The sequence below is a fragment of the Rhizobium sp. 25PS6 genome (genome assembly GCF_032464655.1).
Classification (GTDB): Bacteria; Pseudomonadota; Alphaproteobacteria; order Rhizobiales; family Rhizobiaceae; genus Rhizobium; species Rhizobium laguerreae.
Map to the genome: position 1 here is coordinate 155,146 of NZ_JAWDIV010000003.1, position 14,438 is coordinate 169,583.

Genomic DNA, 14,438 nt, shown 5'->3' on the forward strand with positions numbered 1-14,438 from the left:
TGGTCCAGATATGCCGCATCCGGTCGCGCTCGTGAGACGCGGCCGCCGGACGGCCCCTTAGCTCAGCTGGATAGAGCACCTGCCTTCTAAGCAGGTTGTCGCAGGTTCGATTCCTGCAGGGGTCGCCATTCATTTTTTAACCATTTGTTTTCGCATCATTTTCATTGATCGAAACCCTCATCGGATCAGGTTGAGGGGTTAGGCTGTTCTCGTTTAGTTTAGCAGCCCCCGAAAATCGCGAGCTTCCGCTTATCAGCCTTCCGCGTGTAATGGCCGGCATTTGTCGACGAGCCACTGCAGGGTGTGCCTGGTCGGCTCTGGCTCAGCGTCTTCTTGAGCCAAGCACCTCTTATAATCGGCGACGAATTCGTTTGAGCCCCATTGGCCCTTCAAGCGCGTTCTCTTCCCTTTGCCAACGGGGAATTACCAGCGGACGAGGCCGTCCGACTTGTCATCGGGCAGCCTTTCGTTTGTAATCTGGTCCCTGTAGCTGCGTTCGACTTCACCTCACAGGCGGGTGGTCTTCGATCCATTTGTTGGTGCCTTTGTAATTGCCGGCCTGTTTATGGTTTCGCGTCAATTCTGACACCATCAGTTTATCGTTCTGGTCCAACATTTTATTATAGTGGTCGTAGACTTCAGCAGCTGTGTTGTTCAGGAAGACCAACCAGCAGGAATCCTGATACCTGTGCCCACCCCGCTCCTTAAGGTCGTCAATCAGAGGCTTGTAGTCTGCGGACGTTTCCTCTTTCACGAGGTCGTAAGTCAAAATGAATGGCGGCACGTCGCATCTCCTTTGCTGGTTGTATCAGCAGCAGGACACACAACGGCGAGTCGGAGAATAGTTCGTGCTATCAGAGCGCGAAGAAACGAACGATAATCCGCAACTTGTTCACATTGTTCGACTTCTCCACAGCGTGGTGATGGAGATGATTTATTCAGAAGCCAAGCCGGCGCTTCTCTTTCTTCTCGTGTTCGAGCGCTTGTGATTTGTCGGAGAAAATCTGCCTACGCGAGACCACCCCGTTCTCTACCGTAGTCACTACCCAGCCGTCGGCCGTCTTCTCGTTCTCAACGCCCTTCATGATCTTGTCGTCCATATCTGCTCTCCCAAGAGTTAAGCCATGCCGATTGTGAAGAAGGCTCGTCTCATTTGACTGCGCTGGCCGTCTTCGCGGCCTCAATACCGCGATCAATTTTTGCAGTTAGTACGAATAGAAAATTGCCAAGTGCTTCAGCAAATTCGACTGATTGCCTCGCTTCAGCATGCGAGACGTGCGGGCGCTCAGCATCTGCATGACGTGGTCGGTTTGAACCTAGGCGAACAGAGTGAGCCCATTCCGCCATGCCTTGAGTAAGAACGTTGTGGGCGAGTGCCTGGTCAATGCGTGCATACAGCGACTTCTTCTGGTCGTCATAGCCTCGTTCTTTCAGCATGGCATCGACAGCACTGCCGGCCATCACAGCCGACGCGTCTGGTGCATGTAGAGTGTCGAATGCTTGCTGCAGAAAAACTCTCGCAATAGAGGGAATATCTTCGTGAGCTTGTTTTGTGCCAGGGTATAGGTACGCAGCTTCCTGGCCAATATATGGCCCATAGGCCTCTGCTGAAACGGCTCCGCCACATGTCCTGCAAAGGTAAGTAGCCCAAGCCTTCCGGTCTTGTCCGTCCGTGCGAGGCGTCCCTTCACTCCCCTTGGAAGCCCATACTTGATATAACAAAGGTGTCGCGATGCTGCAGTGCGGGCACCGCCTCACATCCGTCAGTTGGTCTCCCATCTTCATAGTAAGCTTTATCCCCGTAGAAATGCACGCGCCGAGCGTAACCTAACTTGAAAAACAATCAAGGAAATCAAAGCATGGCGAGAGGCGGCAAAAGGCCAGGCGCTGGCGCAAAGTAGGTGCCGTCAGCAGGGCGAAGAAGACCATCTCCGAAATGGCGAAAGTCCACGCTCTGAAGGCGCTCAAGACACTTGCTGACATTGGGGGAGAGCGAGAGTGCCAGGGTATCGGCTGCCAACTCCATCCTCGATCGCGCCACCCCTTGCGAACACCAGCGTCCTCCATGCGTCACGGCCGGTAACGACAATGGTCACCTCGACGTTGGCGTCACTGAAGTTTACGGACTTCCCTGTGGTCGCTTCGAAAGCTGGACGATAGGCAAAGGTGGCGGCGCAACGAAGGCTGACGTAAACTCTGGATGTTCGGTGGCTCGTTGCCATGCGTCCATCCCCTCATGCCACAGGTAGGTTTCGCTTGTGATCTGCCCGCTTTCGATGAGTTCTCGAAGTTCGTCTTCGCCAACAGGACCCTTTTGATTCTGTCCGACCGCATAATACCAATCTGCCATGCTCTAGCCCCAGCCCTCGACGGCAACAATTAGCAAGCGTAGGGCGTCGTAGAGTTGCAGCAAGACGACAAGGCAAACGCCGATCGCCGGTACACCAAGATCGGCTCGTTGCTACCTTAAACGACTTTGGGCGGACGGCTTGCAGGTCCGACACCGCAAGCCGGCGGCGGATCCTGTTTAGCGACCTTGGAAAATTTTGATCAGCTTCGGAGTGGGCCGGTGGCGTTTGATGTCAACGACGTCGTCATAGGTGGCGCGACCGGAAGCGAGCGCTGCGACAAATCGATTGCAGCCAACGCGCGCAGCGTCTTTATCCGACGTGTTTGTCAAAAGGCCGAAGTTGCGAGTGGTCTTTCCATCGAAGCCCCTTACGCATTCTTTGACCGCCTCATTTCGCGCTCTCGCGCTGCCCTGCAGCAATGTGACGAGAGCATCATAGTCCTGGCGCGTCGGCGTGCAGGCAGTAAGCAATCCCATGGCAATCAATACTGTTAGGATACCAGCGCGCATTATTATATTATTCCCTTAATTACCCATTGATCGGCGTTCGATGTTTATTTCGATTCGTGTGACGCGGGAAAGACCATGTGCGAAATTGCGAAGGTCGATCAGAAGGCAGAAATGCCTTCCTTCAGACGCGCTTGAAATGGCGAAGCCGGGAAGATGCGCGCGGCTCGAATTCGGCGGTCGTTCGTTATTCGCCAAAGCTCAGGAACGCGGTGCTCATATCTGTTCGAGCGGCGGATTTGCACTGCTCGAGCGTTTCCGCAAATTCTTCTCTGTAATCTGCTTGAGCGATCTCAGTGAACGACCGAGAGGTAGCGGATGCCGGCTTCATCAGCCGCTCTCATCAGCGCTTCCCGCGCGGCGCCCGGGGGTGTGGTTCCGCGGATGGCGTCGAGGCATGTCCTTACCGCAACGACATACTCCTCACCATCATCGCCCGGCCATTCCGAAATGAGCATGGTGGCTGCATCTCCAAGGGTCCTGACGACGCTGTATTTTTCCTGGCCGCTCATGAGGATCCTCAGTGCGGGAAACTGATGCGATGTGTACCGATTCATGACATTTGGTCCTTGCATCATAAACATATTAGTAACTCTGCAAGAAGTGTTCCAACCGGCGCTGCAGGATGATTATCCTCCATGAATCGGCAAAAGCAGTCGGTAACGCCTCTCCAGCCAGGAAGCCGGGAACTTGTTTTAAACACATTGCCGTCATATTGATTCATCTATCGAAATTGCTTGTCGAGCTTGGTTTGCGCCCTGGCGTCCCAGCTGATCTTTCCTTTCAAAATCGATTTCTGCGCCGTCCGGCAGCCGCCGGAGGGTGATTGTCATGCCGGTTGAGGGGGAATCGTCATGAACGCAGGCAAGTCTTTGATCGACGCAAGCCTCCCCCAACACCATCGTCGCTGCCTGATATGCCTTCGGTCTTTGACCGCGGATGTCAGCGGCGGCATTCCGGCTGGGTTTTCCAGCCATTGAGGAGAATTTCATGAGCAAGACCAATGCAGAGGCACTGTTGCGCAAAGCGCAGCGCCAGGTTGCCAATACCAGCGGTGGTGGCCATCTCGGCGGCACCAACTTCGGCCAGGGCAATGATGCCAAGACCTCGTCCGGAAGCGGCAATCGCCCGGCGGGCAAGGGTCGGCCGCCAGCTGGCGGCAAACGCTGACTATAACGACGCGCGTCTTTCCGATTTAAGGAACTATGCAGAGGTCGCAGCATCGCGATTGAAGACAGCCCCGCCAAAATGGCGGGGTTTCTGTTTGACAGGCCTCTGAAGGGCGTCGCGGCTCAGCGATCCAGGAAATGATCGAAGTAGACCTGGGGGATGGGGTAGGCGTAGACGCCTCTGTCGACGAAGCTGTACCTATAGAGGCAACTTCTGAGAGCCGCGTTGTAATAGAGGCTGTGCGGGTCCGTTGAGCCGCGTTGCCATGAGGCTGCCTCCGGCACGCACCGCTGAAGCGCTTTATCGTACCGAGCCAGCAGCGCCGGGTCAGTATCGACCCGAATGCCGCTGTAGGATTGATAGTTTGAAGGAGATTCTGCGGCCGATATACAGCCCAGGCCAAGTGCAACACCAACGACTGCTATCAATCTCATCGGATTTAATTCTCCACGATCGATTTTGAAGTAATCGAGCGCGACGTTATTGGTTCCAACGCCTGCAGGCAAGGGGGACTCCTTGTTCCCTCCGCATCGGCGAAAGACCTTGCCGGGTGGCTGCCGTCTTAGAAATGGCGGCAGCCATCCGCCGTCGATCAATCCAGGAGATCGGCCGGTACCTTGCCGCCATTTTCCGAAAGCCGCTTCATCAGGGCCTTGTGCAGCCACATGTTCATTTTTGCGGAATCGTTGGTGTCGCCAGTATAGCCGAGTTCAGCGGCAAGTTCCTTGCGCTCGGTCAGGCTCGCATCCATCCCGACGGCTTTCATCAGGTCTACAATAGAACGGCGCCAATCGAGTTTCTGACCGCTCTTTTTCGCAGCCGCATCGAGGATCGGGACGATATCGACTGTGGCTGTGCCTGTGGCCGTGGGGACTGGCTTGCTCTGCTGCGCAGGGGCCGGACTGGGGTTTGCCGACGGTGCGGCAGGCGCTGGCGCCGGCTCTGTCGTCGGCGCGCCGGCAGCAACGGGTTCGGCTGCTTTTGCCTCTCCGAAGATTGCATGTTTGATCTTGTCGAAAATACCCATTTTAAACCTCCAGTTCCCTCAAATGAGAACATGCTGAAACATGGACTTCCCGCTTGATATATCCAGGCAGAAAGGGAGTTATTTTTAGCATGTTCAATCGCTGGTGGAGAAGCCAATGCCCGCGACAGCGGCGCCATCGGAAGGAATACTTCAACACCCCTCCGACTGTCAGCCGACATGCCCGCTTTAGGCACAGTCGGTCGGTCGATTCGGAATTCAATAACCGTGAAACATCATTGCACGCCGCCAAACCGACTTGCCGGGCCATGCTGTGAAACCTTCGTCATCTCTTCACGTTGCCTTGCCATGGACGTCCTGTAGTTGCAGGCGTCCGATCGATCGAAGGCACGCGCGTTCCTCGATTTTCGACTGCCGGGCAGATCGTTCGGCGGAATGGAAACGGAGGAAAACATGACCCATAACCACCATGGACTGTCTTTTGCAGTGCTCGCATCCACCTGCGCCCTCCTTGCCATGCCGGCAAGCGATGCGCGTGCGATGGATGTCGGTGTGTCGGTGAATGCAGGCAATGCCGTCAGCGCCGGTGTCAATGCTTCCGTTGGCGGCTCGAACGGGGTCAATGGCGATGCGACCGCCAATGCCGGCGGTGGCATCGATGCCGATGTCAATGCCAGTGTCGGTGGCGGCAACGGTATCGACGCAGACGCCAACGCCAGGATCGGGGGCGAGCGCGGCGTCAATGCCGATCTCAATGCACGCACCGGCGGTTCTGATGGGCTCGATGCCAACGCCACGGCCTCGGTCGGTAGCGGTAATGGCATCGATGCCAACCTCGCCATCGGCAGGGTGGATGGGGCAGGCAGCAGCGGCAGACCCGCGGCTGAGCGCAGCCTCAGCGCGTCCCAGATTCGCACCCTGGAGGCCTTCCAGGCGAGGCCTGTCAATGATCAGCGCAAGATGCTCGTCCGTTGCGCCGATATCTCCGCCTCCGGCGGTGATTCCGGTCTTGCCGGTCTCTGCAGTCTGCTGCAGGCGACAGCCTCCCGCTGAACGTGAAAAACCCGCCGAACCGGAAGGTGCGGCGGGTCTTTTCAAGGGACGCTTCGATCTAGTGCAGGATCTGGCTGAGGAACAGCTTGGTGCGTTCGTGCTGCGGGTTATCGAAGAAGGCGGCCGGTTCGTTCTGTTCGACGATTTGGCCCTGGTCCATGAAGATGACCCGGTTGGCCACCTGGCGGGCAAAGCCCATTTCATGGGTGACGCAGAGCATGGTCATGCCTTCCTCGGCAAGACCCACCATGGTGTCGAGCACTTCCTTGATCATTTCGGGATCGAGCGCCGAGGTCGGCTCGTCGAACAGCATGATCTTCGGGTTCATGCAGAGCGACCGGGCGATCGCCACGCGCTGCTGCTGGCCGCCGGAAAGCTGGCCCGGATATTTGTTGGCCTGCTCCGGGATCTTGACCCGCTTCAGGAAGTGCATGGCCACTTCTTCGGCCTGCTTCTTCGGCATCTTGCGGACCCAAATTGGCGCCAGCGTGCAGTTTTCCAGGATCGTCAGATGCGGGAAGAGGTTGAAGTGCTGGAACACCATGCCGACTTCGCGCCGCACCTCGTCGATCTTCTTCAGATCATTGGTGAGCTCGGTGCCGTCGACGACGATTTTGCCTTTCTGATGTTCTTCCAGGCGGTTGATGCAGCGGATCATCGTCGACTTGCCCGAGCCTGATGGGCCGGCAATGACGATGCGCTCGCCGCGCATGACCTTCAGGTTGATGTCGCGCAGCACGTGGAAATCGCCGTACCACTTGTTCATGTTGACGATCTCGACCGCCACTTCCGTCGCGGAAACGGTGAGCTTTTTCGCTGGAGCTTCAGCCATGATTATTTTCCCTCATTCTTATCGTTGTAGCGTTCTTATCGTTTGTGGCCGGTATCGAGATGGCGTTCCATGAAGCCTGAATAGCGCGACATGCCGAAGCAGAACAGCCAGAAGATGAAGCCCGCGAAGATCAGACCCGTGATCGGCGTGACGGCGCTTGCCCAGTTGGCATCGGAGAAGTTCAGCTTGACGATGCCAAGCAGATCGAACATCCCAATAATGGTGACCAGCGACGTGTCCTTGAACGTTCCGATGAAGGTGTTCACGATGCTCGGGATTACAAGCTTGATGGCCTGCGGCATGATGATCAGCCGGGTCTTCTGCCAATAGCCGAGGCCGAGTGAATCGGCGCCTTCGAACTGTCCCTTCGGGATCGCCTGAAGGCCGCCGCGGATCACTTCAGCCATATAGGCCGACGTGAAGATCGACACACCGATCAGCGCCCGAAGCAGTTTGTCCACGTTCCAGCCTGTGGGAAGGAAAAGCGGCAGCATGACACTTGCCATGAACAGAACGGTGATCAGCGGAACGCCTCGAATGACCTCGATGAAGGTAACGCAAAGCATCCGGATGACGGGCATCTTCGAGCGGCGTCCCAGCGCAAGCAGAATGCCGACGGGTAGGGAGACGGCGATACCGACAAAGGACAGGACGAGCGTCACCATCAACCCGCCCCAGAGCGGAGTCTCCACCACTTCGAGGCCGAAGCCGCCGTGAAGAAGCCAGAAGGCCATGATCGGCAGGACGGCGAACAGAAGGATGGCGTTCAGGCCCTTGCGCGGCGCCGACGGGATCAGCATCGGAACCAGCAGCAGAATGAACAGGATCCCGACGATCGCCGGCCGCCAACGCTCACCGAGCGGATAGCGGCCGAAGATAAACTGATCGTACTTGGCGCTGATGAAGGCCCAGCATGCACCGCTCCAGCCGTCAGGCTGGATGCCGCCCTGGATCGTTGTCGCGCAGAATGTGCGGTCCGGCCCGGACCATACGGCCTGGATGAACAGCCAGTTGACGAGATGCGGCACGGCCCATGCGAGGAGCGCAAGAGCCAGGATCGTCAGGATCACGTCCTTCGGGCTTGCCAGGAGATTGCGACGTATCCAGGCGACGGCTCCTCTCTCGCCGGGGGGCGGCGGTTCGGCGGCAAGGATGGACGTTCTGACAAAGGGTTTATCGGCGACCGACATCTTATCTCTCCACCAGTGCCATCTTGGCGTTGAACCAATTCATGAACAGCGACGTGAGAATGCTCAAGCTGAGGTAGACGATACCCCAGATGCAGACGATCTCGATCGCTTGACCGCTCTGATTGAGGATCGTGCCACCGACGGCAACGAGATCCGAGAAACCGATCGCGATGGCGAGTGAGGAGTTCTTGGTCAGGTTCAGGTACTGGCTCGTCAACGGCGGGATGATGATGCGCAGCGCCTGCGGCACCACGACAAGTCTCGTCACGCTCGACGGATGCAGCCCCAGCGCGCCGGCTGCTTCGGATTGTCCTTTTGCAACGCCGCGAATGCCGCCGCGAACGATCTCGGCGATGAACGAGGCGGTATAGAAGGACAGAGCGAGAAACAGCGACATAAATTCGGGGCCGACGACGGAGCCGCCCGTGAGGTTGAATTTTCCGGCAACCGGAACGTCGAAGGTGAGCGGAAAGCCGGAGACAACGAAGACCAGCAATGGCAAGCCGACGATCAGCCCGATTGCCGTCCATACGGTGTGGAACGGCTGGCCGGTTGCGGCTTGGCGTTTATGGGCCCAGCGCGCGATGATGATGGTGGCGACAATCGCAATCACGAGGGCGATGCCGACCGCTATCATGCCCGTCTCGAAGATTGGCTTCGGGAAGGCTAGTCCTCTGTTGTTGAGGTACATGCTGAACGGCAGACCCACCGATTCACGCGGCTGCGGCAAGACGGAGAGAACGCCGAGATACCAGAAAAAGATGACGAGCAGCGGCGGAATGTTGCGGAAAACCTCGACATAGACCGTGCAGAGCTTGGCAATCAGCCAATTGCGCGACAGCCGGCCGATCCCGATCAGGAAGCCGATGATGGTCGCCGTGAAGATACCGGTCACCGCCACCAGCAAGGTATTCAGAATGCCGACAAGAAGTGCGCGCGCATAAGTCGAGTCGCTCGAAAAGCCGATCAGCGACTGGCCGATTTCGAAACCGGCGCGGCCGCGAAGAAAGCCGAAACCCGATGCCGTATTGCTGCGGGCAAGGTTCACGGCAGTGTTGTGGGCCACCCACCACACAAAGCCCACGAGAATAACGATTGTTAGGACCTGGTAAAATATGCTCCGGTATTTCGGGTCGTACATTGCCGACCGGAAACTCCAGCCGGTGCCATGCAAAGGTGTCGTATCCACAGCCTCATGCGTCATGCCGCGCCAATCCCCTTGTGCCCGTTTTCGGGCTTTCTTTTTACTTTTTGGAGTGGGAAGGCGGCTTGGCCGCCTTCCCGGTATGTCATTGCCAGTGCTCGATCAACGAACCGGCGGTGCGTACTGGATGCCGCCCTTGTTCCACAGCGCATTCAAGCCGCGTGCGATCTTGAGCGGGCTGCCCTCGCCGATGTTGCGCTCGAAGATTTCACCATAATTGCCGACGCCCTTGATGACGTTGGCGGCCCAATCATTCGTCAGGCCGAGATCGGTGCCGATCTTGGTGTCGGTCTCGCTGCCGAGGAAGCGCTTGATATCCGGGTTCGGCGAGTTCTTCATCTCGTCGACATTTGCCTGCGTGATGCCGAACTCTTCGGCATTGATCAGCGCATAAGCCGTCCAGGAAACGATATCGAACCACTGATCATCACCCTGACGGACGGCCGGGCCAAGCGGCTCCTTGGAGATGATCTCAGGAAGGATGACGTGTTCGTCGGGATTCTTCAGCGTCAGACGCAACGAATAGAGACCGGACTGGTCGGTCGTGTAAACGTCGCAACGACCGGCGTCGTAGGCAGCGTTGACCTCAGGAAGATTTTCGAAGACGACCGGATTGTACTGCAGATTGTTCGTCTTGAAGTAATCGGCGAGGTTCAGTTCGGTAGTCGTGCCCGACTGCACGCAGACTGCGGCGCCGGAGAGTTCGAGAGCCGACTTCACGTTCAGGCCCTTGCGGACCATGAAGCCCTGGCCGTCATAATAGGTGACAGGACGGAAATTGAAGCCGAGTGCGGTGTCGCGATTGATCGTCCAGGTCGTATTACGCGAGAGGACATCGATTTCGCCGGACTGGAGGGCGGTGAAACGTTCTTTCGCATTTGTCGGCGTGTACTTGACCTTGGTGGGGTCGCCGAACACAGCCGAAGCGACTGCCTTGCAGAAGTCGACGTCGAAGCCGGCCCAATTGCCGGAAGCGTCAGGTGCGGCAAAGCCGGTAAGGCCGGTGTTGACGCCGCACTGAACGAAACCCTTTGCCTTGACGTCTGAGAGAGTGGTGGCGGAGGCGGCCGAGGCGCCAACTGCCAAAACTGCTGCGCCGATGGCGGCCGACAGGAGCTTATTTTTCATTTTCCCAACCTTTTCCGTTGTCTTATCTTTTCTTGTGGAGAGTGCGTGCCGACAATCCGTGCCGCCTCCCCATTGTCTCGACACCCTCCCGGCGCGAGAGACCCTATCACAGTCGCAAATCTCACCATGGTCAAGTGTCGCGCCCAATAATTGCGGCGAAATGCAACATTTTGGCAGATAGCGCTGCATTCATGGGCTGTTGACTAGGAAATAGGCGCCTGGTTGCGGAAAAATAACGCGAAAATCGAAATTTCCATCATTTCGGATCGTCGCCTGCAACCGATCTTCAAGGGGTTGACCTGATATGGCAGGGCGTCCAAAAGTCCACTTTTGCGTCTCCGTCGCCAAAGGCTATTCCCGACATGAAAGACAAAGACAGCTTCCTGCAGAATGCCGGCATCAACACCCGCCTGACCCATATCGGCAACGACCCTTTCGACTATCACGGCTTCATCAATCCGCCGGTCGTGCATGCCTCGACGGTGCTGTTTCCGAATGCGCGGGCGATGGAGACGCGCACGCAGAAATACACTTACGGGACGCGCGGCACACCGACGACGGATGCGCTCTGCGAGGCGATCGACGCACTCGAAGGCTCGGCCGGAACGATCCTTGTGCCGTCGGGCCTTGCGGCCGTCACCATTCCGTTCCTGGGTTTCGTCGCTGCCGGCGATCATGCGCTGGTGGTCGATTCGGTCTATGGCCCGACGCGCCATTTCTGCGACACGATGCTGAAGCGCCTCGGCGTCGAGGTGGAATATTACCATCCGGAGATCGGCGCCGGCATCGAGACGCTCTTCCGGCCGAACACGAAGCTCGTCCACACCGAGGCTCCCGGCTCCAACACCTTCGAGATGCAGGATATTCCGGCGATCTCGGCAGTTGCGCACCGCCACGGCGCCGTCGTCATGATGGACAATACCTGGGCGACGCCGGTCTATTTCAGGCCGCTCGATCACGGCGTCGACATCTCGATCCACGCATCGACGAAATATCCGTCCGGCCATTCCGATATCCTGCTCGGAACGGTTTCGGCCAATGCCGAACACTGGGAGCGGCTGAAGGAAGCAAACGGTGTGCTCGGGATCTGCGGCGCACCCGATGATGCCTATCAGATCCTGCGCGGATTGCGCACCATGGGCCTGCGCCTCGAGCGGCATTATGAAAGCGCTCTTGATATCGCGGAATGGCTGGAGGGGAGGGAGGATGTCGCCCGCGTGCTGCATCCGGCCCTGCCGAGTTTTCCCTCACACCATCTCTGGAAGCGGGATTTCAAAGGCGCCAGCGGCATCTTTTCCTTCGTGCTTGCCGCCGATGGTCCCGAGAAGTCCAGAGCAAAGGCGCATGCCTTCCTCGACGCACTCAGGATTTTCGGTCTCGGCTATTCCTGGGGTGGCTTTGAAAGCCTCGCTTTGCATGCCAATCTCAACGATCGCAAGATCGCCAAGGCGCCGACGGAGGGTCCGGTCATCCGCCTGCAGATCGGCATCGAGGACGTGGCCGACCTGAAGGCCGATATCGAACGGGGCTTTGCGGCGGCAAGCGCCGTCTGACCAGACACGCTTTATCGCCGCTGGTCGCGCTTCAAGGCAGATCGACAGCCCGATAGCCGTAGATCCAGTCGAGATCTGCCGCGAGGCTTAGCGGCGGCTTGAGGCCGAGCACAAGATCGCGGCCGATCCGGATCGGCCCTCTCGCATGATAAGCAAACCGGTTGAAGGCGCCGCGCTGGCGAAGCCTCGCAATGCGTGGCGCCCGATGTCTTTCGAATAGCGCCAGCGCTTCCGCCACGGGGCTGTTCGAAAGAAACGTGGCGAGTTCGTAGGCATCTTCGATCGCCATCGCCGCTCCCTGGGCGGCAAAAGGCATCATCGCATGCGCGGCGTCGCCGATCAGGACCGTCTTTCGGCCGTCCTGCCATGCGCCTGATGTGGTTTCGAACAGCGGCCAGAACGTCAGCTTCCTATTTATCTCGAGCAGCGAGACGATCGCGGTGTTCCAGCCGGAAAGGCGCGCCCGTAGCTGCGCCCGCTGCTCGGCCGTCGGCTCGCTTTGCCAGGCCTGCGGCGCGATATTGCCGGCGGTGATTGCCACCATGTTGAAGCTGCCGGTTTCCCGCAACGGATAGCAGACGAGATGCGCCGAGCCGCCGAGGAAGGCCGAAACGCTTGCCCGGTCGAGGAAACCGGGCGCCTCATCCTCGGTAACAGTGAAGCGGTAGGCGATATTGCCGGAAAAGCGCGGCGAGGGGCTGCCCGGAACGGCTTGCCGAAGCTTCGACCAGACGCCGTCGGCGCCGATCACAACATCGGTCGCCCGCTCGAAAGGCGGTAGGGTCGAATCTATCCGCACGCCGAGGTGAAGCCGGCAGAGCGGATCGGCCGCAACCGCCGCCAAAAGGGCTTTCTGCAATGTGGTGCGGTGCAGGACGCCATAGGGAGCGCCCCAGCGTTCCCGCGCGAATTTGCCGGCCGGCACCGCCGCGAGCTGGCGCAGCGACCCACCCGATATCAGCCGGATCGCGTCCGGCTCGAGCCAGAGCTGTGATAGACCGTCAAGGATACCGAGTTCGGCAAGGATGCGGGAAGCGTTCGGCGAAACCTGCAATCCGGCGCCGATGTCGGTGAGTTCGCCCGCCTGCTCGAAGATCTCTGAACTGATACCCCGGCGTGAAAGCGCAAGGGCAGCTGTCAGCCCTGATATCCCGGCGCCAATGATGGCGGCATGTTCGACCGGCATTGTCCGTCCGATCCGGATCTGGACGCGTTACGCCGCCTTCACGTGGAAAACGCAACCGGCCGGATTGGTCTGGCTCGGCTTGAGCGCGGAATTGAAGCGATAGAGCGTCGAGCAGTAGGAACAGACCTTCTCGTTGTCGTCGCCCATGTCGATGAAGATATGCGGATGATCGAAGGGAGCCGAAGCGCCGGTGCACATGAATTCCTTGACGCCGACTTCGATAACGCGGTGACCGCCGTCGTTCTGGAAGTGAGGAATGTTGTGGCCGGCCATGTCGCTCTCCGAATGCTTTGAAATGTGCGCGAACCTTATAAGCCTTCGCCGCAAATGTGTAGAGCCAAAGCGCCGCGCCAGGCACAGTTTTTAGCCACAGTTTTTGGCTTCACGATGAAAGGCCGCTCGACTATGGTCGCGCCAAAAAGGAAGGCCCGATGAACCTGAATACGCCCACATTTTCAAGCTTCACCCATGATGGATTGCAGCTCGCCTTCTTCGATGAGGGCGATCCTGCCGGCGTCCCCGTGTTGTTGATCCACGGCTTTGCCTCGACCGCAAACGTCAACTGGGTGCATCCGGGCTGGCTGAAGACGCTTGGTGATGCCGGCTACCGGGTGATCGCCATGGATAATCGCGGCCACGGCGCAAGCGACAAGCCGCACGATGCCGAAGCCTATCGTCCCTGGGTCATGGCCGGCGATGCGATCGCCTTGCTGGATCATCTGGGCATCCCCGAAGCCGATGTCATGGGCTATTCGATGGGCGCGCGCATCTCCGTCTTTGCCGCGCTTGCGAATCCGCATCGCGTCCGTTCGCTGGTGCTCGGCGGCCTCGGCATCGGCATGACCGACGGCGTCGGTGACTGGGACCCGATTGCCGATGCGCTGCTGGCTCCATCACTGGACGCGGTCACGCATGCCCGCGGCCGCATGTTCCGCGCCTTCGCCGAGCAGACGAAGAGCGACCGCGTCGCCCTTGCCGATTGTATACGCGGCTCGCGCGATCTCGTCGCCCGCTCCGACATGGCCAAGCTGGACATGCCGACGCTGATCGGCGTCGGCACCAAGGATGATATCGCCGGCTCGCCGCAGGAATTGGCGGCGCTGATGCAAAATGCCGAAGCGCTCGATATTCCCGGCCGCGATCATATGCTCGCCGTCGGCGATAGGGTTTTCAAGCAGGCGGTTCTGGCCTTCTACGCAAAGGTCGCCCATCGCTGACAACATCGTGATGCCGAAAAACCATACTAAAAAACCATGGCGACGGCACCCATTTATGTTATT

The 14,438-nt window shown here is 58.4% G+C and carries 19 protein-coding genes and 1 tRNA gene; 5 read left to right on the forward strand and 15 right to left on the reverse strand.

Annotated elements, in window-relative coordinates; genetic code table 11:
* Positions 1 to 51: 51 nt before the first annotated feature.
* A tRNA-Arg gene (locus RWK44_RS05415) sits at positions 52 to 128 on the forward strand.
* A gap of 374 nt (positions 129 to 502) precedes the next feature.
* Here RWK44_RS05415 and RWK44_RS05420 read toward each other — a convergent pair.
* The 7 genes from RWK44_RS05420 to RWK44_RS05450 form a co-directional block, all read right to left on the reverse strand.
* Positions 503 to 784 (reverse strand): CRISPR-associated protein Cas2, encoded by a 282-nt coding sequence (locus RWK44_RS05420; protein ID WP_221940411.1) that lies wholly within the window; start codon positions 782 to 784, stop codon positions 503 to 505.
* Between the two features lie 154 nt (positions 785 to 938).
* Positions 939 to 1,100, reverse strand: coding sequence for a hypothetical protein (locus RWK44_RS05425; RefSeq protein ID WP_316028504.1), 162 nt, complete (start codon positions 1,098 to 1,100; stop codon positions 939 to 941).
* Between the two features lie 49 nt (positions 1,101 to 1,149).
* Positions 1,150 to 1,785 (reverse strand): DUF4145 domain-containing protein, encoded by a 636-nt coding sequence (locus tag RWK44_RS05430; protein ID WP_316028505.1) that lies wholly within the window; start codon positions 1,783 to 1,785, stop codon positions 1,150 to 1,152.
* Between the two features lie 334 nt (positions 1,786 to 2,119).
* Positions 2,120 to 2,350: a DUF4339 domain-containing protein gene (locus tag RWK44_RS05435; RefSeq protein ID WP_221940414.1), complete on the reverse strand. Its 231-nt coding sequence runs from the start codon at positions 2,348 to 2,350 to the stop codon at positions 2,120 to 2,122.
* Between the two features lie 177 nt (positions 2,351 to 2,527).
* A complete protein-coding gene (locus RWK44_RS05440) occupies positions 2,528 to 2,860 on the reverse strand; it encodes a hypothetical protein (protein WP_316028506.1) in 333 nt (110 codons plus the stop codon).
* Positions 2,861 to 3,150: 290 nt separating this feature from the next.
* Positions 3,151 to 3,441: a DUF982 domain-containing protein gene (locus RWK44_RS05445; RefSeq protein ID WP_011651794.1), complete on the reverse strand. Its 291-nt coding sequence runs from the start codon at positions 3,439 to 3,441 to the stop codon at positions 3,151 to 3,153.
* Between the two features lie 126 nt (positions 3,442 to 3,567).
* Positions 3,568 to 3,834 (reverse strand): hypothetical protein, encoded by a 267-nt coding sequence (locus RWK44_RS05450; protein WP_168256470.1) that lies wholly within the window; start codon positions 3,832 to 3,834, stop codon positions 3,568 to 3,570.
* Between the two features lie 13 nt (positions 3,835 to 3,847).
* On the opposite strand from RWK44_RS05450, the gene RWK44_RS05455 reads away from it, so the two are divergent.
* The gene (locus RWK44_RS05455) at positions 3,848 to 4,027 is read left to right on the forward strand and encodes a hypothetical protein (protein WP_003559012.1); all 180 of its coding nucleotides are present in this window, start codon (positions 3,848 to 3,850) and stop codon (positions 4,025 to 4,027) included.
* Between the two features lie 122 nt (positions 4,028 to 4,149).
* Here the strand turns inward: RWK44_RS05455 and RWK44_RS05460 are convergent, their stop codons facing one another.
* Together RWK44_RS05460 and RWK44_RS05465 are read right to left on the reverse strand one after the other, a co-directional pair.
* On the reverse strand, positions 4,150 to 4,461 hold the full coding sequence (locus RWK44_RS05460; protein ID WP_168258421.1) for a hypothetical protein: 312 nt from the start codon (positions 4,459 to 4,461) through the stop codon (positions 4,150 to 4,152).
* 158 nt (positions 4,462 to 4,619) lie between these two features.
* On the reverse strand, positions 4,620 to 5,054 hold the full coding sequence (locus tag RWK44_RS05465) for a DUF3597 domain-containing protein (protein WP_131642266.1): 435 nt from the start codon (positions 5,052 to 5,054) through the stop codon (positions 4,620 to 4,622).
* A 411-nt stretch (positions 5,055 to 5,465) separates the two neighbouring features.
* Between RWK44_RS05465 and RWK44_RS05470 the strand changes: the two genes are divergently transcribed.
* A complete protein-coding gene (locus RWK44_RS05470) occupies positions 5,466 to 6,065 on the forward strand; it encodes a hypothetical protein (protein ID WP_168256469.1) in 600 nt (199 codons plus the stop codon).
* 58 nt (positions 6,066 to 6,123) lie between these two features.
* Here the strand turns inward: RWK44_RS05470 and RWK44_RS05475 are convergent, their stop codons facing one another.
* The 4 genes from RWK44_RS05475 to RWK44_RS05490 all read right to left on the reverse strand — a co-directional run bounded on the left by RWK44_RS05475 (position 6,124) and on the right by RWK44_RS05490 (position 10,419).
* Positions 6,124 to 6,897, reverse strand: coding sequence for an amino acid ABC transporter ATP-binding protein (locus RWK44_RS05475; protein WP_011651798.1), 774 nt, complete (start codon positions 6,895 to 6,897; stop codon positions 6,124 to 6,126).
* A gap of 35 nt (positions 6,898 to 6,932) precedes the next feature.
* A complete protein-coding gene (locus tag RWK44_RS05480) occupies positions 6,933 to 8,087 on the reverse strand; it encodes an amino acid ABC transporter permease (protein WP_131642269.1) in 1,155 nt (384 codons plus the stop codon).
* A 1-nt stretch (position 8,088) separates the two neighbouring features.
* On the reverse strand, positions 8,089 to 9,291 hold the full coding sequence (locus RWK44_RS05485) for an amino acid ABC transporter permease (RefSeq protein WP_316028507.1): 1,203 nt from the start codon (positions 9,289 to 9,291) through the stop codon (positions 8,089 to 8,091).
* 102 nt (positions 9,292 to 9,393) lie between these two features.
* Positions 9,394 to 10,419: an amino acid ABC transporter substrate-binding protein gene (locus RWK44_RS05490; RefSeq protein ID WP_020049756.1), complete on the reverse strand. Its 1,026-nt coding sequence runs from the start codon at positions 10,417 to 10,419 to the stop codon at positions 9,394 to 9,396.
* Positions 10,420 to 10,781: 362 nt separating this feature from the next.
* Here RWK44_RS05490 and RWK44_RS05495 point away from each other — a divergent pair, with 362 nt between their 5' ends.
* On the forward strand, positions 10,782 to 11,972 hold the full coding sequence (locus RWK44_RS05495; RefSeq protein WP_168270853.1) for a cystathionine beta-lyase: 1,191 nt from the start codon (positions 10,782 to 10,784) through the stop codon (positions 11,970 to 11,972).
* 31 nt (positions 11,973 to 12,003) lie between these two features.
* Here RWK44_RS05495 and RWK44_RS05500 read toward each other — a convergent pair whose 3' ends face one another.
* Both RWK44_RS05500 and RWK44_RS05505 read right to left on the reverse strand, forming a co-directional pair.
* Positions 12,004 to 13,158, reverse strand: a complete 1,155-nt coding sequence (locus RWK44_RS05500) for an FAD-dependent monooxygenase (RefSeq protein WP_131642272.1) — start codon at positions 13,156 to 13,158, stop codon at positions 12,004 to 12,006.
* Positions 13,159 to 13,185: 27 nt separating this feature from the next.
* Positions 13,186 to 13,431 (reverse strand): zinc-finger domain-containing protein, encoded by a 246-nt coding sequence (locus RWK44_RS05505; protein ID WP_003539274.1) that lies wholly within the window; start codon positions 13,429 to 13,431, stop codon positions 13,186 to 13,188.
* 158 nt (positions 13,432 to 13,589) lie between these two features.
* On the opposite strand from RWK44_RS05505, the gene RWK44_RS05510 reads away from it, so the two are divergent.
* Complete coding sequence (locus tag RWK44_RS05510; protein WP_316028508.1) at positions 13,590 to 14,375, forward strand: alpha/beta fold hydrolase; 786 nt, start codon at positions 13,590 to 13,592, stop codon at positions 14,373 to 14,375.
* Positions 14,376 to 14,438: the final 63 nt, after the last annotated feature.

Excerpts from the sequence above, each read along its gene's own strand:
- RWK44_RS05425 (WP_316028504.1), bottom strand. The coding sequence starts at position 1,100 with ATGGACGACAAGATCATGAAGGGCGTTGAGAACGAGAAGACGGCCGAC.
- RWK44_RS05430 (WP_316028505.1), bottom strand. The coding sequence starts at position 1,785 with ATGAAGATGGGAGACCAACTGACGGATGTGAGGCGGTGCCCGCACTGC.
- RWK44_RS05435 (WP_221940414.1), bottom strand. The coding sequence starts at position 2,350 with ATGGCAGATTGGTATTATGCGGTCGGACAGAATCAAAAGGGTCCTGTT.
- RWK44_RS05440 (WP_316028506.1), bottom strand. The coding sequence starts at position 2,860 with ATGCGCGCTGGTATCCTAACAGTATTGATTGCCATGGGATTGCTTACT.
- RWK44_RS05445 (WP_011651794.1), bottom strand. The coding sequence starts at position 3,441 with ATGTTTATGATGCAAGGACCAAATGTCATGAATCGGTACACATCGCAT.
- RWK44_RS05450 (WP_168256470.1), bottom strand. The coding sequence starts at position 3,834 with ATGGCTGGAAAACCCAGCCGGAATGCCGCCGCTGACATCCGCGGTCAA.
- RWK44_RS05455 (WP_003559012.1), top strand. The coding sequence starts at position 3,848 with ATGAGCAAGACCAATGCAGAGGCACTGTTGCGCAAAGCGCAGCGCCAG.
- RWK44_RS05460 (WP_168258421.1), bottom strand. The coding sequence starts at position 4,461 with ATGAGATTGATAGCAGTCGTTGGTGTTGCACTTGGCCTGGGCTGTATA.
- RWK44_RS05465 (WP_131642266.1), bottom strand. The coding sequence starts at position 5,054 with ATGGGTATTTTCGACAAGATCAAACATGCAATCTTCGGAGAGGCAAAA.
- RWK44_RS05470 (WP_168256469.1), top strand. The coding sequence starts at position 5,466 with ATGACCCATAACCACCATGGACTGTCTTTTGCAGTGCTCGCATCCACC.
- RWK44_RS05475 (WP_011651798.1), bottom strand. The coding sequence starts at position 6,897 with ATGGCTGAAGCTCCAGCGAAAAAGCTCACCGTTTCCGCGACGGAAGTG.
- RWK44_RS05480 (WP_131642269.1), bottom strand. The coding sequence starts at position 8,087 with ATGTCGGTCGCCGATAAACCCTTTGTCAGAACGTCCATCCTTGCCGCC.
- RWK44_RS05485 (WP_316028507.1), bottom strand. The coding sequence starts at position 9,291 with ATGACGCATGAGGCTGTGGATACGACACCTTTGCATGGCACCGGCTGG.
- RWK44_RS05490 (WP_020049756.1), bottom strand. The coding sequence starts at position 10,419 with ATGAAAAATAAGCTCCTGTCGGCCGCCATCGGCGCAGCAGTTTTGGCA.
- RWK44_RS05495 (WP_168270853.1), top strand. The coding sequence starts at position 10,782 with ATGAAAGACAAAGACAGCTTCCTGCAGAATGCCGGCATCAACACCCGC.
- RWK44_RS05500 (WP_131642272.1), bottom strand. The coding sequence starts at position 13,158 with ATGCCGGTCGAACATGCCGCCATCATTGGCGCCGGGATATCAGGGCTG.
- RWK44_RS05505 (WP_003539274.1), bottom strand. The coding sequence starts at position 13,431 with ATGGCCGGCCACAACATTCCTCACTTCCAGAACGACGGCGGTCACCGC.
- RWK44_RS05510 (WP_316028508.1), top strand. The coding sequence starts at position 13,590 with ATGAACCTGAATACGCCCACATTTTCAAGCTTCACCCATGATGGATTG.